The sequence below is a fragment of the Chelatococcus albus genome (assembly GCF_030067675.1).
GTDB classification, from domain to species: domain Bacteria; phylum Pseudomonadota; class Alphaproteobacteria; order Rhizobiales; family Beijerinckiaceae; genus Chelatococcus_A; species Chelatococcus_A albus.
This window is the reverse complement of the sequence record NZ_JASJEV010000017.1, coordinates 1-19,794: the sequence shown is the minus strand read 5'-3', so window position 1 is coordinate 19,794 and position 19,794 is coordinate 1. Positions and strand designations below refer to the sequence as shown.

Genomic DNA, 19,794 nt, shown 5'->3' with positions numbered 1-19,794 from the left:
CCAACCGCTCGCCGACGTCGCGCTCACCAAGGGCGCATGCGCGGCACGGCAGGTGCCCGTCACGGCGCGAGCCCCCCGACTTGCCCGGTCGGGATGGGGTGGACGAACTCACTGACCTGCCGTCGACCGCGCCGCCGGTCGGGGACCCACCTGTTGCCGCGCTTCATGCGCGACGGCGCTTGTCCCACAGAAGGCGGCGATAGATCGTCGTCCGGTCGATCCCCAGACGGCGCGCGGCATGCGAGACATTGCCGCCGCTCGCCTCGAGCGCCGCCAGCATGGCCTCACGGGTATGTTCGGCGAGCGGCCGATCGATACGATCCACCGGCCGGGCGGCCGCCTCGGGCTCAGCGGGCGTTCCCGTCGCCGCGCTGCGAATGTCCGCCGGCAGCGCCGCGGCTTCGACCGGCCTGCCCCGCTCGGCGAGCACGATGAGGGCCCGCAGGGAGCCGACGAGTTGGCGGAAGTTGCCCGGCCAGTTGTAGGCCGCCAGCAATCGCTCCGCCTCGCGCGACAGCGGGGTTCCCGCCTCCTCGCCGGCGAGCTGCCGCCAGAGGTCGCGCACGAGGCGGATGCGGTCGGGATGGCTGCGCAACGGCTGCAGCGTGACGACATATTGCGCGATGCGGAAATAGAGATCCTGGCGGAAGCCGCCTGTCGCGACGAGATCGCTCAACGGCCGATGGGTCGCGCAAACGAGTGCGAAATCGACCGGCACCGGCCGCCCGCCGCCGAGGGGCGAGATCTCCTTGTCCTGCAGCACCCTGAGCAGGCGGCTCTGCAGGGAGAGCGGCATGTCGCCGATCTCGTCCAGGAACAGAACGCCGCCGTCGGCCTGGCGCAGGAGGCCCTTGTGCCCCTCGCGCCGCGCGCCGGTGAAGGCGCCAGCCTCGTAGCCGAAGAGCTCGGACTCGATCAGCCCCTCGGGCAGGGCCGCGCAGTTGACGGCGACAAAGGGTCTTTCCGCCCGCACGCTCAGGGCATGGACCTGCCGCGCAAAGACCTCCTTGCCCGTCCCCGTCTCGCCCTGGACCAGCACCGGCACGTCCGCCTCGAGGAGCCGCACGGCCTCAGAGAGCGCCTGGCGCACCTCGCCCGTCAGGATCGGCTCGACCTTGTGTCGCGCCGCCGCCGGGCCTCCCCCGCCCCGCCGCGTGCGTCGGGCGGGACCGACAAGGCGGCCGAGGAAGGTTTCGCCCCGCCGGCCCTGAAGGGGCCCGACCTCTCCGCGCGGCGTGGAGCGCCGCAGGAGGCCCGGCAGCGTCACCTCATCGAGCGCCGACCAGTCGAGGCCCATCAGGCCGAGGCCGTGCCGGTTGGCGGCGACGAGCCTCTCCTCCTCGAAGACGAGCACGCCCTCCCGCGCCGTCCCGACGAGTTCGCCGTCCCGATGGAAGCGCAGGATCGTGCAATGCTCGAAACCGTGGTCGAAGAAGCGGTGCTCGATCTGCTCGACGGCCAGCCGCACAAGCCCGAGCGCGTGCAGATGCCGGACGGCGGCATGGCCGGACATGTCGAGCACGCCGGCGAGCGCCCCGCGCGGATCGACGATCGGCGCGGCGGCGCAGGCGAGGATCCGGTGCGGCTCGAAGAAATGTTCGGCGCCGTGCACGGCGATCGGCCGCCGCTCCACGAGCGCCGTGCCGATGGCGTTCGTGCCCGTCTCCGCTTCGCTCCATGGCACGCCGGGGCGCAGGGCGACCCGCGACGCCCGGTCGGCGAAGGCGGCGCTGCCCGCGACGTCGAGCACAAGCCCCGCCGCGTCGGTCAGGATAACGACGCTGTCGGTCCATTCCGCATCCCCCCGGAGCGCCTCGATCTCCGGCCGCGCGAGGCGCAGCAGGCGCTCGTGCCGTTCGTGGAGGGCGCGCAGCTCGCCGGAAGCCATGGGCTCGACCCGCGGCGCCCGGTCCACAGCGAGCCCCCGGCTGGCGCAGCGCTGCCAGGAGCGCAGGATCGGCGTGGCGACAAGCCCTTCCGGCAGGCAGCCTTCATCGAAGAAGCGGCGCCGGGCGGCGAGAATAGTATCCGTTGCCGTTCCCGCTTGCATGGGCGAAATCCTCCGACCGTTGCAATCTGCAACAGATGTTGCATCCGGCATCTTTTCTTGTCGTCATTGTTGCACGGCACGTTCTCCGCCGTCCATAGGCCAAAGTGTTATCATCACAGATTGCCTGCCTATTCTGCGTTCTTCATCAGTCTATTGCGGCCACGCGGCGTGAAAAATCGCGCCCCTTCGCCCGGCGCTGGCACGGCCGCTGCAGGAGGGGGCCGCCTGCCTCAAGCAGCAGGCCACCTGCAATTCCGGGAGGAGACCATGAACAAGCCGGCCTTTCTGCCATCCCAGACGCGCGCGCCCTTCAAGGAACGCTACGGCAATTTCATCGGCGGGCGCTGGGTCGAACCCCTGGGTGGCCGCTACTTCGACGACACCACCCCCATCACGGGCGAGAAGATCACGGAAATTCCCCGGTCGCAGAAGGAGGATATCGAGCTCGCCCTCGACGCCGCACACGCGGCAAAGGACGCGTGGGGCCGCACCAGCGTTGCCGAGCGCGCCCTCATCCTCAACCGCATCGCCGACCGCATGGAGGAGAACCTCTCCCTTCTCGCCGCCGCCGAGACGTGGGACAACGGCAAGCCGCTCCGCGAGACGCGCGCGGCCGACATTCCGCTCGCCATCGACCATTTCCGCTATTTCGCCGGCGCCATCCGCGCCCAGGAGGGCTCGATCGGCGAGATCGACCACGACACGGTGGCCTATCACTTCCACGAGCCGCTCGGCGTCGTCGGCCAGATCATCCCGTGGAACTTCCCCATCCTGATGGCGGCCTGGAAGCTCGCCCCGGCGCTCGCGGCCGGCAACTGCGTCGTCATCAAACCCGCCGAGCAGACGCCCGCCTCGATCCTGGTGCTCGCCGAGCTCATCGCCGACCTCCTGCCGCCCGGCGTCCTCAACATCGTCAACGGCTTCGGCCTGGAGGCGGGCAAGCCGCTCGCCTCGAGCCCGCGCATCGCCAAGATCGCCTTCACCGGGGAGACGACGACGGGGCGGCTCATCATGCAGTACGCCAGCCAGAACCTCATTCCCGTTACGCTCGAGCTCGGCGGCAAGTCTCCCAACATCTTCTTCGAGGATGTGGCGGCGGAGGACGACGCCTTCCTCGACAAGGCGATCGAAGGCTTCGTCATGTTCGCCCTCAACCAGGGCGAGGTCTGCACCTGCCCGAGCCGGGCGCTCGTGCACGAAAAGATCTACGACCGCTTCATGGAGCGGGCGCTCGCGCGTGTCGCGGCCATCACGCAGGGCGACCCGCGCGACCCGGCGACGATGATAGGCGCCCAGGCGTCGAGCGAGCAGCTCGAGAAGATCCTCTCCTACATCGATATCGGCCGTCAGGAGGGGGCGGAGGTGCTGGCGGGCGGGGCACGCAACCTCCTGCCCGGCGAACTCGCAGGCGGCTACTACGTCAAGCCCACCGTCTTCCGCGGCCACAACCGCATGCGCATCTTCCAGGAGGAGATCTTCGGCCCCGTCGTCGCCGTCACGACCTTCCGGGATGAGGCCGAGGCACTTGCAATCGCCAACGACACCCTCTACGGCCTCGGCGCCGGCGTGTGGACCCGCGACGGCAACCGGGCCTACCGCTTCGGCCGCGCGATCCAGGCCGGGCGCGTGTGGACGAACTGCTACCACGCCTATCCGGCGCACGCCGCCTTCGGCGGTTACAAGCAGTCGGGCATCGGGCGCGAGACGCACAAGATGATGCTTGCCCACTACCAGCAGACCAAGAATCTCCTGGTCAGCTACAGCCCGAAGGCCCTCGGCTTCTTCTGAACCCGAGGACGCTGGCGGAGCGCGGGCCGGCCCCGCCCTCCGCCCGCAGCCCGCACCAATCCACGACATGGATCAAGGACGGCCGCGGCACGGTGCGGATGCTGCGGCTGTCGTCAGCGCGAGATTGGAGAGGTTCACCATGCCCAAGACCATGAAGGCTGCGGTCGTGCGCGCGCTGGGCGCGCCGCTCGTCTGCGAGGAAGTGCCCGTGCCGGAGCCTGGTCCCGGCCAGATCCAGGTCAAGATCGCGGCGTCGGGCGTCTGCCACACCGATCTGCACGCGGCCGAGGGCGACTGGCCGGTAAAGCCGCAGCCACCCTTCATCCCCGGCCACGAGGGCGTCGGCTACGTGTCGGCGGTGGGCGTTGGCGTGAAGCATGTCAAGGAGGGCGACCGCGTCGGCGTGCCTTGGCTCTATACGGCCTGCGGCCACTGCGCCCACTGCCTCGGCGGCTGGGAGACCCTGTGCGAGCAGCAGCTCAATACCGGCTATTCCGTCAACGGCGGCTTCGCCGAATATGTGGTCGCCGATCCGAACTTCGTCGGGCACCTGCCGGACGGCGTCGGCTTCGTCGAGGTGGCGCCAGTGCTGTGCGCCGGCGTCACCGTCTACAAGGGGCTCAAGGTCACCGACACCAAGCCCGGCGACTGGGTGGTCATTTCGGGCGTCGGCGGCCTCGGGCACATGGCCGTGCAATATGCCAAGGCCATGGGCCTCAACGTCGCGGCCGTCGACATCGCCGAGGACAAGCTCGATCTTGCCCGCCGGCTCGGCGCCGCAATCACCGTCAATGCCGCGACCGCCGATCCCGTCGCCACCCTCAGGAAGGAGATCGGCGGCGCCCACGGCGTGCTGGTGACGGCCGTCTCGCCCAAGGCCTTCGAGCAGGCGCTCGGCATGGTCCGCCGCGGCGGCACGGTGGCGCTCAACGGCCTGCCGGCCGGCGGCTTCCCGCTGTCGATCTTCGACATGGTGCTGAACGGCATCACCGTCCGCGGCTCGATCGTGGGCACGCGGCTCGACCTGCAGGAGGCACTCGACTTCGCCGGCGCCGGCAAGGTGAAGGCCGCCGTCGCCACCGAGCGGCTGGAGAACATCAACGACGTGTTCGAGCGCATGCGCCGCGGCGCCATCGAGGGCCGCGTCGTCCTCGACCTTGCCGCATGAGGAGCATTGCCCCACGAACCGGCGGGCGGGCTGTTGGCCGGCCCGCCCTTCCCCGGCGAGCAATCGGACTGGACACCATGACGGCCCCTCCCCTTCCCGTTCCCCGCGTGATCGCGACCGAGGCAGCGCTCGACCTCATTGCCGTGCTGCAGGGCGAGCATGGGCCCGTTCTCTTCCACCAGTCGGGCGGCTGCTGCGACGGCTCCTCGCCCATGTGCTACCGCCAGGGCGAGTTCGCCGTCGGCGAGGAGGACGTACTCCTCGGCGAAGTCGGCGGCGCTCCCTTCTACATCAGCCGGCCGCAGTTCGAATACTGGAAGCACACCCAGCTCATCATCGACGTGGTGGCGGGGCGCGGCGGCATGTTCTCCCTCGAGAACGGCCGCGAGCTGCGCTTCCTGACGCGTTCGCGCCTCTTCACCGACGGGGAGGCGGCCACGCTCGGGATGTGCTGAGGGCCGCTCCCTATCCCGGCATCGCGGTGTCGATCACCAGATCGCCGCCTTCCAGGGGGGCGAGAAAGCTGTCGATGACGGCCTCTGGCACCTCTGATCCATGGCCGTACCGCCAGCGCGGCGCCCTGTCCCGGTCGATGATCGCCGCGCGGACGCCCTCCGGGAATTCGCCGCGCTCCATGCACCGCGCGGCGATCCGATACTGCGTCCGCACGGCGCTTGCGATGCCCGGGCGGAGACGAACGTGGCGAATGGAACGCAAGGTCGCGGCGAGCGAAAGAGGCGACCCCCGAGACAGTTGGCGGCGTGTTTCGTCGCGCCAGCGATCATCCGGGAGCCGATCGAGGCTTTCCATCACGGCGGGTATCGTTTCCGCGCTGAAGACGACATCAATGGAGGCTTGCCGCATCTCAAGGCCGCTCGGTCGCCCGATCGGCCCGTCGAATGCGCAGATCACATCGGGATCACCGCTTTCAGCGAAAGCCTTGACAAGGGCGGGCAGCGGGGCCGACGACACGAGGGCGCGCGCGAAGCCGGCATGGATGGCGTCCGCGGCATCGAGCTGCACGCCGGTCAGTCCGATATATTCGCTGCAGCGCCCCGGCGCGCGGGCGAGGATGTCGGCTGATCCCGCGTCCGGCACGAAGCCGACGGCACATTCCGGCGTCGCCACGACCGTCCGTTCGGCGGCGGCGGGATGGTTCGCGTGGGCGGAGATGCCGACACCTCCGCCCATGACGATGCCGTTCATGAAAGCCGCCACGGGCTTGGGATAGGCGGCGATGAGCGCGTTCAGCCGATACTCGATCCGGCAATGGCGCCGAGCACTCTCCAGGTCACCCGCCTTCACGCAGGCCTGAACCTCCGCAATATCGCCACCGGCGCAGAAGGCCCTCCCCCTCCGCGTCGATGACGACCAGTTCGACCGCCGGATCCTCCTTCCAGGAGATCAGTGCCCGCTCGATCGCGAGCACCATCTCGAGCGTCAGCGCGTTCAGGGCGCGCGGGCGATTCAATGTCAGGCGCCCCGCGTGACCATGCGTGCGTATGACGACATCCACGCCCGTCACCCTCGCTCGACGGCCCGGTCAGAGCACCTCCAGAGCGGGGCTCTCGCGTGAGATGGTCCTTCAATGCCGTATAAGGGCGGCGTGACTCAAACGAAACTGCCTCCGGCAAACCCGGCGCGGTTCAGGCTCCTGGGCTAGGCATCTGGGCGTGCCTCGCCGCCGGGAAGGGGCGGGGGCTATCGGAATGAAGCAGGCGCGAACCGCAAGCGGACCGGACGGGCCTCCTGGCCAGTTGCGGTGAGTTGCATCTGTCGCGTCGTTGCCGCGAAGACGGCAGGCGTGCCGCCGACAGTCTTGAGGGCGCGCGCTGCCACTGCCCGTCGCATTGCTGCCTGGCCATGGACATTCCCCTGTCCGCTTTTCGCGGTTGTCTGGCACGTTTACGCAGACCATGACGAGATCACGTCATGGATATTCGACGGAGATCTGCTTTCCGTTTCGGTAACTGTTCTCGAATTTTCAAGACAAAGCGTGCCGAGGCCTCGATTTCGACATGGGGCAGCCCCGCCGTGGCACACCCGCCGACATCGTCGGCGTGGCCGCCGGCCGCACAGCACCCGTTGCCAGCGAGGCTCGACCGGCGCGGAGAGGGGCAGCGTCGGTCGAGCCCATCGTCGCCGGTTCTATGCCGCCAGCAGCTCGGCCGCCGGGCGAATGTTCTGGTTCATCCGGAACAGGTTCGTCGGGTCGTATTTCCGCTTCAGCTGCGCCAGCCGCAGATAATTGCCGCCGTAGGCCGTCTCGACGCGGTCGACCTCGTCGGCGGGCATGAAGTTGATGTAGGCGGTTCCCGCCGCGTAGGGCCTCGTGGCTTCGAAAAGACGCCGCGCCCAGTCGATACAGGCCCGGTCCATGTCCGGCTCGCGCCAGCGGGCATGGACGTTCATGACGAAATGCGCGCTTCGTTGCGGGAAGGCCGTTGCATCGACCGCGATGCGGCCCGCGGCTCCGCCGACATGGCCGACAAAGATCTCGCACTCGGGTCCCGGAAGATTGCGCACCGCTGCCGTCAAAGCCTCGATCGCCGCGTCCGGGAGCTCAGTGAAGTCGTGGCTCTTCCAATAGTTGCGGGCGCCGGGAGCGAGCAGCGGATCGAACGCCTGCTGCCAGCCCGTGAAGGGATTGGGGCCGACGACGTCGACGATCGGCTGTCCGATCGCACGCAGCCCGGCTGTCGCCGCCTGGCCCGCCTCCACGTCGCCGCAGTAGCACATGGCGAGAACCAGCACCTCCTTGCCATGCCAGTCGGCAGGAAGGAACGGCAAGGGCGGTGCTCGTCGCAGCACCGCCCAGCAGGTCAGTTCATCGGGCGCGGCGTCGAGCGCCTGACGGTATTCCCTGAGCACCGCCTCGGCAGCGTCGAAGGGATGCACGACGAGCCCTGACAGGACCTGCGGGCCGAGTTCGTGAAGCCTGAACTCGAAGGCGGTGACCACGCCGAAGTTTCCGCCGCCGCCACGCAGCGCCCAGAAGAGGTCCGGGTTCTCCGTCGCGCTTGCGCGCAGGAGCTGACCGTCGGCGGTCACGACCTCCGCCGACAGGAGGTTGTCGATCGTCAGTCCGAACTTTCGCGTGATCCAGCCGAACCCGCCTCCGAGCGCCAGTCCGGCGATGCCAGTCGTCGAATTGATCCCGGTCGGGACCGCCAGCCCGAACGCCTGCGTCTCCTTGTCGACATCGGCAAGCGTCGCCCCCGGCCCGACCCACGCCCGCCGCGCGGCCACGTCGACGCGCACGGACTTCATGAGCGAGAGATCGATCACGAGGCCCCCGTCGCAAACCGCGTTGCCGGCAATGTTGTGCCCACCGCCACGAACCGCGACCAGCAGCCCGTTATCCCGCGCGAACCGCACGGCACGGATCACGTCCGCAGCCCCGAGGCATCGCAGGATAAGCCCGGGCCTGCGGTCGATCATGGCATTCCAGATTGTCCGCACCTCGTCGTAGGTGGCCGCGCGCTCGTCGAACACGCTGCCGCGCAGCCCCGCGGCGAGCTCCTCGAGGGTCGCGCCACTGATCGTCGTCCTTCCTGCTTCGAGAGTCGTGAGGTTCAACTCGTTCATGATACGCTCCTCCCGAGCCGGCCCCTCGGGGAGATCCTGCGCTCGCGCCTCTCCCGCGACAAGCGCGGCAGCGCGCAGGCCCGCGCGGGACCGTGGTCGCAGGGGCACGGGCTCCGGCCCCGCCGGGCGAGCGGGCTATGCGCGAAGGAAGCGGGCGCCGGTTCTCCGCGCCCGCCAGGTCCGATGCAGCCCCTTCCCGGGTGGCCTCATGGCGCCGGTCGAGCGCGGAGAACGACGGCACGACCGGCTCCAGGCCAGTACGCACCCCGGTGAGCCTGCCCCAGACGCCGCGATCAAGGCCTGGCGGCTCGCTGCTGCTCACCCCGCATCGGGCCCCTGAACGCCCGCCGCGGTCAGGCGTTGAAGACGACACGGCGGAAGCGCTTGAGCGACAGGCCGAAGCAGAAGGCGCCAATGGCGGCGAGGGCGAGGAGCTCGGGCCAGACGATCGCGAGCCCCGCGCCGCGGTAGAGCACCCCCTGCGAGAAGGCGACGAACCGGGTCGCGGGTGAAACCTGCATCACCTGCTGCAGCCACACCGGCATGCTCTCGAGCGGTGTCGTGCTGCCGGACAACAGATTGAGGACGACGAGGACGGGAATGGCAAGGAGCCCGAACTGCGCCATCGAGGTCGAGAAGGTGGCGAGCAGGATGCCCAGTGCCGCCACCGAGAACTGGTAGATGCAGGCGCCGAGGAGAAATAGCGCGAGCGAGCCCGCGATGGGCACGGCGAGCAGCCACTCGACCACGACCGCGAGCGACAGCGAGGCCGCCGCCACGATGACGAGGCCGTTCGCCAGGATCTTGGCGAGCATGATGTCGACCGGCAGCACGGGCATGACGAGGAGGTGCTCCACCGTGCCGTGCTCGCGCTCGCGGATCAGCGCAGCCCCCGTGAGGATGACGGAGAGCATGGTGATGTTGTTGATCACCTGCATCACGGCGGTGAACCAGCTCGAGCGCAGGTTGGGATTGAATCTGGCGCGCACGACGAGGTCGACCGGCAGCGCGGCCGTGCCCTCGGCGCGCCGGAGGAAGGCGGCCACCTCTCGCACGACGATGCTCTGCACGTAGACGGCGCCGTTGCCTGCCTGGGTCATGGCGGTCGCGTCCACGTTCACCTGCAGGGAGGGGTTGCGGCCGGCGAGCACATCCGCTGCGAAGGACGGCGGGATGACGACCACGAAGACGAAGCGCCCTGCGTCGAGCGCGGCGTCGATCTCGCCCGCGCCGATCTCGGCGGGCGCCTTGAAGAGCGGCGGCAGAAAGGCGTCGCGAATGCGGCGCGACAGGTCCGAGCGGTCCTCGTCCACGACGGCCACCGCCATGTCCTCGGCCTCGGTCTTCGCCCCCGTCGCGACGGCGTAGACCGCATAGGTGAAGGCATAGGCAATGAGCAGCACGAGCACGGGATCGGCCTTGATGCTGGAGAGCTCCTTGCCCGCGAGGCGCATGACATTGGCGAGGCGGCGGCCGAGGCCGCGCAGCGCCCCGACTCGCCCTCCGCCCACCGTCTGCGTCCGGGCTTCCATTTCAGGGCTCCTGCTTCGCGAGCGCCGCCCGGGCGGCGACGAGGAACAGCGCGGCGAAGCCCGCAAGCGCGGCGAGATTGGGCCACAGCGCGCCGAGGTGCAGGCCCTTCGTGAAGGTGCCGACGCTGATCGGCTGGTACCAGGCCGCGGGGAAGGCGAGGCCCAGGAGCCGCCCGCCGCCCGACAGCGACGAGACCGGGACCAGGAGGCCCGAGAAGTTCACCGCCGGCACCATGGAGATGACGGAGGTGGCGAAGACTGCGGCGATCTGCGTGCGCGTGAAGGAGGAGACGAGGAGGCCAAAGCCCGTCGTCGCGAGCACGTAGAGGAGCGTGCCGGCAACAAGGACCGGCAGCGAGCCCTTCACGCCGACGCCGAAGAGGGCGAGCGCCAGCACGAGCAGGGTGACGAAGCTCGCGAGCGCGATCGCCACATAAGGCAACTGCTTGCCGAGGAGGAACTCGAGCCGACCGACGGGCGTCGCGCGGAAATTGGCGATCGAGCCCGCCTCCTTTTCCCGCACCACGCCCACCGCCGTCATGATCGCAGGAATGAGCACGAGCATCAGCATGATGACACTCGGCACGATGGCGTAGACACTCTTGAAGGCCTGGTTGTAGCGGAAGCGCGTCTCGACGCCGACCGGCGACGGGGCGCTCGCGTGGCCGAGGCGTTCGCGCGCCTCTTCCTCGAGATATCGCAGGGCGAGCCCCTGGACGTAGCCCCTCGCCGTCTCCGCCCGGAAGGGCATGGCCCCGTCGAGCGTCACGGCGACTTCGGGCCTGCGGCCTGCCGTCAGATCGCGCCCGAAGTCGGGCGGGATCTCGATGGCGAGCGCCAGTTCGCCACTTCTCAACCGCGTCTCCAGCGCCTCTGCCGAATCGATGGGCGCGCGCTCGACGAAATAGCGCGAGCCCGAGAAGCTCTCGGTGAGCCGCCGGCTCTCTGCCGATCTGTCCTGGTCGAAGACGGCGAAGGACAGGCGCTCGACGTCGAAGGAGATGCCGAAGCCGAAGGTGATCATCAGAATGATCGGTCCGAGGAGGGCGAAGGCGAGGCGGATCGGATCACGCAGGATCTCCATCGTCTCGCGGCGCGCATAGGCCCAGAGGCGGCCGGCGTCGAAGCGGCGCGGCGGCGGCGCGTCCGGCGGCGACGCCGCCACCACCGATCTCCCGCCCGCGGCGCCGTGGCGCGCCGGTGGCTCGTCGAGCCGGATGCCGGCCGCCTCCGCGAGATGGGAGACGAAGGCCTCCTCGAGCGAGGCTGAGCCACGCTCCTGCTTCAGGGCCTCGGGCGTGCCCACCGCCAGCACCTTGCCGGCATGCATGAGCGAGATGCGGTCGCAACGCTCCGCCTCGTTCATGAAATGGGTCGAGATGAAGATTGTCACGCCCTCGTCGCGCGACAGGTCGAGGAGGATGCGCCAGAAGGCGTCGCGCGCCACAGGATCGACGCCCGAAGTCGGCTCGTCGAGGATGAGCATCTCCGGCTCGTGGATCACCGCGACCGCGAGTTGCAGACGTTGGCGCATGCCGAGCGGCAGGGCCTCGGGGCGCGCCTCGGCCACCGCCTCGAGGTCGAAACGCGCCAGCATCTCGGCGACGCGCGGGCCGATGCGCTCGCGCGGCAGGTGGAAGAGCCCGGCGTGCAGCACGAGGTTCTGCCGCACGGTCAGCTCGCCGTAGAGCGAGAAGGACTGCGACATGTAGCCGACCCGGCGGCGCGTCTCGAGGTCGCGCGCGTCGAGCGGGCGGCCAAAGAGCTTCGCCGTGCCTTCGCTCGCCGGCAGGAGGCCGGTGAGCATCTTCATCGTCGTGGTCTTGCCGCAGCCGTTCGAGCCGAGGAAGCCGAAGATCTCGCCGCGACCGATGCGGAAGCTCACGTGGTCGACGGCCGTGAAGTCGCCGAAGCGGCAGGTGAGCCCCTCCGCCTCGATGGCGGCGGGCCCATCGGCCGCGAGCCGCGGGCGCGCCGCGAGCGGCGAGTGGCGGGCGCGCTTCTCGGGCGGCAGAAGGGCGACGAAGGCCTCCTCCAGCGTCTGCGCTCCGGCCTGCCGCCTGACAGCGTCGGGCGTGCCGGCGGCGATGACGCGCCCGTCGTCCATGGCAGCGAGCCAGTCGAAGCGCTCGGCCTCCTCCATGTAGGCGGTGGCGACAAGGACGCTCATGTGCGGCCGGCGCGCGCGCATGCCCTCGATGAGGTCCCAGAATTGCCGCCGCGACAGGGGATCGACGCCCGTCGTCGGCTCGTCGAGGACGAGGAGGTCCGGGTCGTGGATCAGGGCGCAGCACAGCCCGAGCTTCTGCTTCATGCCGCCCGACAGCTTGCCCGCCGGCCGGTCGGGAAAGGGGTCGAGCCCCGTCGCCGCCAGGAGCTCCGCGATGCGCCGCTCGCGCTCCCGCCGCGGCTGGCCGAAGAGACGGCCGAAGAAGTCCAGGTTCTCGAAGACACTGAGCGTGGGATAGAGGTTGCGGCCGAGCCCCTGTGGCATGTAGGCGATGCGCGCGGAGGTCGCGACGCGGTGGCCCGCCTCCTGCATGGCACCGCCCAGGACCTCGACCGTGCCGCTCTGGATGCGGCGCACCCCGGCGAGGATGGCGAGCAGCGTCGACTTGCCGACGCCGTCCGGGCCGATGAGCCCGGCCATGCAGCCAGCGGGGATGTCGAGGGTTACGGCGTCGAGTGCCTGCGTTGCGCCGTAGCGGTGCGACAGTCCCGCGATGCGGGCGACGGGCGCGGCGCTCATTGCGGCAGCTTCACGGCAAGATCGGTCGGCCAGCCGGCCTCCATACTGGTGCGCACGAAGCCGAGGCCGCGCACCCCGGTCTTCACCTGGCGCTCGTAGCGCTTGAGAAGGCCGGAATCGATCTGCAGCTTCACCCGGAACATCAGCTTCTCGCGCTCCTCCGCCGTTTCGACAGCCCGTGGCGTGAACTGCGCCTCCGTGGCGACAAAGCTGACAGTGGCGGGGACGACATACTGCGGCACGGGATCGAGGATGATGCGCGCCGCATCGCCGAGGATGACGCCGCCAGCATCGCGCGCCGGCAGGAAGATGGTCATGTAGACGTCGGCGAGGTCGAGAAGGGTCACGACGCGCTGGCCGGCGGCCACGACCTCGCCGGAGCGCACGAGCTTGTACTGCACGCGGCCGCGCCGGGGCGCGACGAGCACCATGTCCGCGAGCACCGCCTTCAAGCGTGCCACCTCCGCCTCGGCTGCCTCGATGGCGCGCCCGGCCTGTTCCCGGGCGGCGAGGGCCGCGCGATGGGCCGCCTCCGCGATCCGCATCCGTGTGCGACGCTGGTCGAGCTGCTGCGCCGTCGCGTGTCCGTTCCTGAACAGGTCCTCGCCGCGCCGCAGTTCGGTGTTCGCGAGGCCGAGGTCGCTCTCGCGCTGGGCGACCAGCGCCTCCGCCTCGGTGCGGGCCTCGCGCGCACGCAGCACCTGCGCCTCGGCTCCGCGCAACTGTGCCTCGTATTCCGCCGCATCGATGCGGGCGATGGCCGCCCCGGCCTCGACGGTGTCGCCCTCCTCCACCGTCACCTCGAGCAGCCGGCCCGGATACTTGGCGGCGACGTCCACCTGCACGGCCTCTATGCGGCCGTTCGCCTTGGCGATCCCCTCGGGCAGGCTGCCTCGGCGCAGGCGGTTGATCAGGCTCTCGAGGCGCGACTGGGCAGGCGCGCTCGCCACGCCGGCTGCGAGGACAAATGCCGTCGCGGCGAGGACCGGACCGAGACGACGGGCGAGGCGCATGGCAGAAGCTCCGTGTGCGAACCGCCGGCACGCTCGCGGGCACGGCCGGGCAGATCGAGGAAACACCGCAGCCGCGGTACGGCATTGATGCAAGTCATTGTGCGGCGCAAAATGACTGGGATCCTGCCCGAGGATGCAGACCGAAGGAGTGTCGCATGCCGAGCACCGCCACCGACGCAAAGACGTGGGCCGCCGGCAGGGCCGAAACCGCTGCGGGCCCTTCACCGGCTGGGGCGACCGGACATGCGGCCGAGGGCGACAATGCACTCGACAGGCTGGTGCATTCCTCCCTCGCCCGCCTCACCGGCGGGCTCTCGCCGGCGGCCCTGGGGGGAGCCTATCTCGACTGGGCGACCCACCTCGCCTTCTCGCCGGGCAAGCAGCTGCAGCTCCTGGACAAGGCCGCTCGCAAGGTCCTGCGCTGGGCAACCCAGGTCGAGGCCCAGTGCCTGAGCTGCGGCAGGGCGGAGCCCTGCATCGAGCCCCTGCCCCAGGACAAGCGCTTCAGCGGCGAGGCCTGGCGGCAGTGGCCGTTCAACGTCATCTACCAGGGTTTCCTGCTCAACCAGCAATGGTGGCACAGCGCCACGACCGGCGTCGCCGGCGTGACGGCGCAGCACGAGGCGGTCGTGGCCTTCGCCACCCGCCAGCTCCTCGACATGGTCTCGCCGTCCAACCTGCCGGCGACCAATCCCGAAGTGCTGGAGCGCACGCTGGCCATGCAGGGCACCAACCTCCTCGCGGGGTTCGGCAACTACGTCGAGGACCTGCGCCGCCTGCTCGCGCGCGAGAGGCCGGTGGGCACGGAGGCCTTCGTGGTGGGCCGCGACGTCGCGATCTCGCCGGGCGCGGTCGTCTACCGCAATCGCCTGATCGAGCTCATCCAATATGCGCCGACGACGAAGCAGGTGCGACCCGAACCCGTGCTGATCGTGCCGGCCTGGATCATGAAGTACTACATCCTCGACCTGTCGCCGGCGAATTCGCTGGTGCGCCACCTGACGGATGCGGGCTTCACGGTCTTCATGCTCTCCTGGAAGAACCCGGACGAGGGTGACCGCGACCTCGACATGGAGGACTACCGCCGCCTCGGTGTCATGGCGGCACTCGACGCCGTCGGCGCCGTGCTGCCAGAGCGCAAGGTGCACGCCGTCGGCTACTGCCTCGGTGGCACGCTGCTCGCGATCGCGGCCGCCGGCATGGCGCGGGACGGCGATGAGCGGCTGGCGAGCATCACCCTCTTCGCCGCCCAGACCGATTTCACCGAGCCGGGCGAGCTGTCGCTGTTCATCAACGAGAGCCAGATCCACTTCCTCGAGGATCTGATGTGGCAGCGCGGCTATCTCGACACGCGGCAGATGGCCGGCGCCTTCCAGCTCCTGCGCTCGAACGACCTGATCTGGTCCTACGGGGTGCGCAGCTATCTCATGGGCGAGCGCGAGCCCATGACCGACCTGATGGCGTGGAACGCCGACGCGACGCGCATGCCCTACCGCATGCACGCGCAGTACCTGCGTCACCTCTTCCTCGACAACGATCTCGCCGAGGGGCGCTTCCGCACCGACGGCAAGCCGGTCGCGCTCACCGACATCCGCGCCCCGATCTTCGCGGTCGGTGCCGAGCGCGACCACGTGGCGCCCTGGCGCTCGACCTACAAGATCCACCTCCTCGTCGATGCGGACGTCACCTACCTCCTGACATCCGGAGGGCACAACGCCGGCATCGTCTCGGAGCCAGGTCGCCCCAATCGCAGCTACCGGGTGATGACCAAGCGGGCCGAGGATCTCTACGTCGATCCCGACACCTTCCTTGCCGAGGCCGAGCACCGGGAGGGCTCGTGGTGGCCCGAATGGTTCGCCTGGCTCGCGGAACGCTCGGGCGCGCCGATACCGGCACCGGCGATCCGGCTCACCGGCCGACCGCCCCTCGGTCCCGCACCCGGGACCTATGTCATGCAGCCGTGAAGAGGACGCAAGGCGAACCCGGCCGGCCCACGAGGACAGCGCCGAGGCGGACTGTCGAAACCAGGACATCTGGCGCATGACGGCCCCTCTGCGCGATCAACGTCCGGCGGCTGACTGCGGCAGAGCTCAGAGCGTCGATCGCCTCAACCAGGGCCATCGAAGAGTGCAGGCCCGACGCTCATGGCTCCCTTGGGAGTCGGGAAGAGATGTTTGACAGCGCGTGAAGGGGGCCCGCCCGTCAGAACCTTTCAGCCAGCGTTGCGGAGACGCCGTGGTTGCGGGCGGTGTCGGCGACCTGTCACCCGTAGGCGAGGACGCGGCGCGCGGCGCCGGAGAGGACGAGGCGCGCTTCGACCGCCGCCGCGTGCCTCGTCCTGCGCCACCGGGCCGACGACAGCGCGGCGCGGTAGTGTCTCAGTTCGAAATTTGAGCCGCGCGCTTCTTGTAAGGGCCGCGTTTCTTGGCCGGAACCTCGGCGTCCATCATCTCGACGATTTGCGCCCGGTCCATGACGGCCGATGGCCGCCCCGTCCAGTTTTCGCCCGACGGACAGGCCTCATGCCGAGGCCTTCGGTTGGAATGGACCGCCAGCATGGGAACCGTCTGCCGTCGCGCCGCGCGATCGCGTGCGGTCTGATGCGGACAACCCGGATGTTCCACGGCCCGGGCGCGTCGGCCAGAACGCGGACGAACGTCTCGGTGCCGGCGCGGGCTGCCCGTTCAGGCGACTGGAGGAGGGGCAGCAGCCCTGGTCAGCGCGAACGCACGGGCGTCGTCGGGGCCGCAGAGCAGGGACCGATCGACAGCCGACAGGACCTTGCGCACCGTGACCTCGGCCGTCAGGCAGGCAAGAAGAAGCGCGGCGAGATCCGCCCGGCCGATGCGGCCGTGCACGCGCGGATCGTCGTAGAGCGCCCCCATGCCGCTGGGATCGCCATCGATCAGCCCGGCCGGCCGCACGATGGTCCAGTCGAGATCGAGACCGCGAAGATGATCTTCGGCCCGGGTCTTCGCATCGAGGACGAGGCCGATCGCCGCGACGAGGCGCAGGGACGCGTAGGGTCGGCTGTCGCCGCACGCGAGCGACGACACCTGAACGACGCGGCGCACGCCTGCCGCGGCGGCGGCGTCAGCGATCGCGATATTGCCGATCTCGTCGACGAAACCTCCTTCACATGGCCCGCCAATCAGCGACACGATCGCCGTCGGCCGCACGGACCGGACGAGATCGAGAACCGCCGGGGCGTTGCCTGCATCCAGGGCGGACCAGGCGACGTCGCCGCCGAGCGCCGCCAGCCGGGCTGGATCGCGCCCGGTGGCATGCACGCTCCAGCCCGCCGTCGCGGCGCGCACGACGAATGCCCGCCCCGTGCGGCCGCTGCCGCCGAACACGAGGAGGCGCATGTCACGATGCCGTAGCGGCGAATTGCGCCGCGAGCGCCTGGAAGGCGCGAACCTGGCTTGCATCCAGCGACCGGTCGGGGCGGCGGCGGACGAAGATCTTGAACATCGCGGCCCCATCCTCGTCGAAAAACTGGATCGAGCAGCTGTCGAGCCCCATGAACGGGCGCCGCACGAAGGCGATCGCCGAGCAGCGGTCGGCCTTGATGTGGCCGCCGATCGGCCCGTCGCCGTGCAGGTTGAAGAAGCCGCGACCAAATTCGCCGCGAGGCACGGGGCCGACGCATTCGAGCACGATGTTCGGCGTGTGGACAAGGAACAGCACATCGCCCCAGGTGGCGATATCCTTGAAGATGTCGGCGAATGCGGTGGCCGGCGCCCAGCTGCAGTTGGCCGAGGGCAGCATGCGCGTGGCCTCGAGCGTCGTAACGCCGTGGTCGCGGGCAAGCGTCTCGATCACGCCATCCGGGTTCTCCGCCAGCCGCCTGGCGAGGCTTGCGCGCCGGTCGTCGGCCGCTTGGGTCGTGTTGCTCATGCTGGAGCTCCTTCAGGTCGCGATTCGGTGGGGACAAGACGATCGAGAACGGCGTGCAGGCCGGTGGCCAGCGTCGTCATCCAGAACGCGCCGGCCCGCGTCGTGCGGAAGCGGCCCGAGCGCATCTCGCCGAGGCCGGCGTCCACCCAGTCCGCCAGCAGGGGGGCGGCCACGCGCAGGAATCCGGGCGCGGCGGCTTCGACCGCCTCGATGTCGAGATCGCCGTCCTCCAGGCCGGAGACGACGGCGGTGCGCGCCCGGTGCAGCACGGGAAGCCGCGACAGCCCTTCGATCGGCCGCCGCCCCTGGGCGACGAGGGCGCGTCGGCGCGCGATATCGACGGTGTTGCGCCACCGGAACCCGTGCGCGTGCCCGCCTGCCCCCGGACCGAAGGCGAGGCAGTTCGCGCCTTCCTTGATCAGGCGGTTGTAGCGATTGCGCTCGCGCGGTGACCTCGCGAAATGCGCTTGCGAGATCTGCCGCCAGCCATGCGCCGTCAGCGTCTCGACGGCATGCGCATAGGCCGTCGCCTGGGCGGGCAGCGGACCGGCCGCCGGCAGTTTGCCGTTGTCGATCGCTCTGGAGAGCGGACCGCCGGGCCAGACGTTCAGGGCATAGATCGACAGCCCGTGAAGGCCGAGCTCGATCGCGGCCTCGACGTCGGCACGCCACACGGCATCGTCCTGGCCCGGAAGGCCGTAGATCAGGTCACACCCGATCACGGCGCGATCGAGACCGACGAGATCCGCCAGAAACGCACGTGCCTCTCTCCCGGACGCCTTGCGCCCGAGCCGCTGGCGCACACGGGTGTCGAAGCTCTGGATGCCGAGCGAGACGCGGTTGGCGCCGGCGTCCAATGCGGCAACCGCCTTCGACAGGCCGAAGTCATGGACGCGGCCTTCAACGGTGATCTCGCAGTCCGGCGCGAGCGGCAGGATGCGTCCGAGGCTTTCGACGAGGACCATGAGATCGTCGGCGTGCAGGGCCGAAGGCGTACCGCCGCCGATGTAGACCGCCTCGATCGGGCCGGATGCAACGAGCGGCGTGCCAGCAACCCGCTCCATCTCGGCGACTACGTCCGCGACATAGGCAGCCGAGGCTTCCGGCCGCCAGACATTCTGGAAGAAGCCGCAGAACAGGCAATGGTTCTGGCAGTAGGGAACGTGGACGTAGGCGACCGTCGGCTCGGTGCGCGGCGTGCCAAAGATGAAATCCAGCGTGGCGTCGATCGCGGCCTCGTCGATCGGCCGGCAACCCTGCCACGGCACGACGAACTGGCGACGCGCGAAGGCTCCGGTCAAGGGGTCGATCCCGCGCCGAGGCGCATAGGCCGTTCGAGGGTCCTCGATGGTGGCGGCAGCGGGCCGTGGCAATGCGCGGGACAAGCCTGCGGGCGGACCGCCCCGCGGAGCTTCCGCCTCCCTGTGGCCGTTGCCACCAGCCGCCTCTGCGTCCCCTCGCGCCTGCGCTCTCACCGGGCGCCCCCGGGGCGTCTCGTCCGGCGACAATGGCCCGCCGCCGCGGCGAGGGTCGGACCACCGACCCTATTCACAGGTCGGCGGATGGAGCGCTCTTCGGCCGGACGGCTCGCCGACCCGGTGAGAGGATGAAGTGCCGCAATTCCAATGGTTTCGAGCGCCATGCATAAACACCAATGCCTGAATGCTGTCGGCTCGGCAGTACTCCGACCCGCAACGCCCCCTCCTTGCGTCAGATCAAATAAAACAAAGTACTTAATTGGAATAATTCTGCCCATGTTTTCTTGGAATAATTCTCAACGCAATGAGCATCGCCGCCCTTCAAGCAAAATGGCCTCGGCCTATGCCGCAACGCTCATGGTTCTCCGACATTCCCCAGCTCCTTGGAGAGATTGCTGGCCGATGGCCGCAGGGAACCCGGTCACGGCCGTGCACGGGCCCGTGCTGCGGCTGTCCAACCCGGACACATGGGTTGCAGAACGTACCTAAGACATGGGTGACAACCTCGGGCCGAACGGGTTGTCGAGG

12 protein-coding genes and 1 pseudogene are annotated in these 19,794 nt (G+C 69.5%); 4 read left to right on the top strand and 9 right to left on the bottom strand.

All coding sequences use genetic code 11. The features are described from left to right. Positions 1–163: 163 nt before the first annotated feature. Positions 164–2,050, bottom strand: a complete 1,887-nt coding sequence (locus QNA08_RS17865) for a sigma-54-dependent Fis family transcriptional regulator (protein ID WP_283742083.1) — start codon at positions 2,048–2,050, stop codon at positions 164–166. 267 nt (positions 2,051–2,317) lie between these two features. Here QNA08_RS17865 and adh point away from each other — a divergent pair, with 267 nt between their 5' ends. The 3 genes from adh to QNA08_RS17850 all read left to right on the top strand — a co-directional run bounded on the left by adh (position 2,318) and on the right by QNA08_RS17850 (position 5,461). Next, positions 2,318–3,838 carry an aldehyde dehydrogenase gene (gene adh, locus QNA08_RS17860; RefSeq protein WP_283742082.1) on the top strand — a complete coding sequence of 507 codons (1,521 nt, stop codon included), beginning with the start codon at positions 2,318–2,320 and terminating at the stop codon, positions 3,836–3,838. 139 nt (positions 3,839–3,977) lie between these two features. Further along, positions 3,978–5,006 (top strand): alcohol dehydrogenase AdhP, encoded by a 1,029-nt coding sequence (gene adhP, locus QNA08_RS17855; protein WP_283742081.1) that lies wholly within the window; start codon positions 3,978–3,980, stop codon positions 5,004–5,006. Positions 5,007–5,083: 77 nt separating this feature from the next. Next, positions 5,084–5,461 (top strand): DUF779 domain-containing protein, encoded by a 378-nt coding sequence (locus QNA08_RS17850; protein WP_283742080.1) that lies wholly within the window; start codon positions 5,084–5,086, stop codon positions 5,459–5,461. A gap of 10 nt (positions 5,462–5,471) precedes the next feature. On the opposite strand, the pseudogene QNA08_RS17845 reads toward QNA08_RS17850, so the two are convergent. From QNA08_RS17845 to QNA08_RS17825, 5 genes and pseudogenes are all read right to left on the bottom strand, one after another. Next, a pseudogene (locus QNA08_RS17845) lies at positions 5,472–6,438 on the bottom strand (enoyl-CoA hydratase/isomerase family protein). 716 nt (positions 6,439–7,154) lie between these two features. Further along, a complete protein-coding gene (locus QNA08_RS17840) occupies positions 7,155–8,594 on the bottom strand; it encodes an FAD-binding oxidoreductase (RefSeq protein ID WP_283742079.1) in 1,440 nt (479 codons plus the stop codon). Between the two features lie 353 nt (positions 8,595–8,947). Next, positions 8,948–10,126: an ABC transporter permease gene (locus QNA08_RS17835; protein WP_283742078.1), complete on the bottom strand. Its 1,179-nt coding sequence runs from the start codon at positions 10,124–10,126 to the stop codon at positions 8,948–8,950. A 1-nt stretch (position 10,127) separates the two neighbouring features. Continuing rightward, positions 10,128–12,875, bottom strand: coding sequence for a ribosome-associated ATPase/putative transporter RbbA (gene rbbA, locus QNA08_RS17830; protein WP_283742077.1), 2,748 nt, complete (start codon positions 12,873–12,875; stop codon positions 10,128–10,130). Next, entirely contained in the window at positions 12,872–13,888 is a 1,017-nt protein-coding gene (locus QNA08_RS17825) for an HlyD family secretion protein (RefSeq protein WP_283742076.1), read from the bottom strand. The genes rbbA and QNA08_RS17825 overlap by 4 nt, the downstream gene beginning before the upstream one ends. Before the next feature lie 155 nt (positions 13,889–14,043). Here QNA08_RS17825 and QNA08_RS17820 point away from each other — a divergent pair, with 155 nt between their 5' ends. Continuing rightward, positions 14,044–15,852, top strand: coding sequence for a PHA/PHB synthase family protein (locus QNA08_RS17820; RefSeq protein ID WP_283742075.1), 1,809 nt, complete (start codon positions 14,044–14,046; stop codon positions 15,850–15,852). A 720-nt stretch (positions 15,853–16,572) separates the two neighbouring features. On the opposite strand, the gene QNA08_RS17815 is transcribed toward QNA08_RS17820, so the two are convergent. From QNA08_RS17815 to hutW, 3 genes are read right to left on the bottom strand one after another with little or no spacing between them, the layout of a single operon-like run. Next, positions 16,573–17,256 (bottom strand): NAD(P)-dependent oxidoreductase, encoded by a 684-nt coding sequence (locus QNA08_RS17815; RefSeq protein ID WP_283742074.1) that lies wholly within the window; start codon positions 17,254–17,256, stop codon positions 16,573–16,575. A gap of 1 nt (position 17,257) precedes the next feature. After that, positions 17,258–17,788 carry a heme utilization cystosolic carrier protein HutX gene (hutX, locus tag QNA08_RS17810; protein WP_283742073.1) on the bottom strand — a complete coding sequence of 177 codons (531 nt, stop codon included), beginning with the start codon at positions 17,786–17,788 and terminating at the stop codon, positions 17,258–17,260. After that, the gene (gene hutW / locus QNA08_RS17805) at positions 17,785–19,089 is read right to left on the bottom strand and encodes a heme anaerobic degradation radical SAM methyltransferase ChuW/HutW (RefSeq protein WP_283742072.1); all 1,305 of its coding nucleotides are present in this window, start codon (positions 19,087–19,089) and stop codon (positions 17,785–17,787) included. Before hutW ends, hutX begins: the two co-directional genes overlap by 4 nt. Positions 19,090–19,794 lie beyond the last annotated feature (705 nt).

What these genes read in the sequence shown, in the direction of transcription:
- QNA08_RS17825 (WP_283742076.1), bottom strand. Translation starts at nt 13,888, where the DNA reads ATGCGCCTCGCCCGTCGTCTCGGTCCGGTCCTCGCCGCGACGGCATTT.
- QNA08_RS17820 (WP_283742075.1), top strand. Translation starts at nt 14,044, where the DNA reads ATGCCGAGCACCGCCACCGACGCAAAGACGTGGGCCGCCGGCAGGGCC.
- QNA08_RS17840 (WP_283742079.1), bottom strand. Translation starts at nt 8,594, where the DNA reads ATGAACGAGTTGAACCTCACGACTCTCGAAGCAGGAAGGACGACGATC.
- hutX (WP_283742073.1), bottom strand. Translation starts at nt 17,788, where the DNA reads ATGAGCAACACGACCCAAGCGGCCGACGACCGGCGCGCAAGCCTCGCC.
- QNA08_RS17835 (WP_283742078.1), bottom strand. Translation starts at nt 10,126, where the DNA reads ATGGAAGCCCGGACGCAGACGGTGGGCGGAGGGCGAGTCGGGGCGCTG.
- adh (WP_283742082.1), top strand. Translation starts at nt 2,318, where the DNA reads ATGAACAAGCCGGCCTTTCTGCCATCCCAGACGCGCGCGCCCTTCAAG.
- adhP (WP_283742081.1), top strand. Translation starts at nt 3,978, where the DNA reads ATGCCCAAGACCATGAAGGCTGCGGTCGTGCGCGCGCTGGGCGCGCCG.
- rbbA (WP_283742077.1), bottom strand. Translation starts at nt 12,875, where the DNA reads ATGAGCGCCGCGCCCGTCGCCCGCATCGCGGGACTGTCGCACCGCTAC.
- QNA08_RS17865 (WP_283742083.1), bottom strand. Translation starts at nt 2,050, where the DNA reads ATGCAAGCGGGAACGGCAACGGATACTATTCTCGCCGCCCGGCGCCGC.
- QNA08_RS17850 (WP_283742080.1), top strand. Translation starts at nt 5,084, where the DNA reads ATGACGGCCCCTCCCCTTCCCGTTCCCCGCGTGATCGCGACCGAGGCA.
- QNA08_RS17815 (WP_283742074.1), bottom strand. Translation starts at nt 17,256, where the DNA reads ATGCGCCTCCTCGTGTTCGGCGGCAGCGGCCGCACGGGGCGGGCATTC.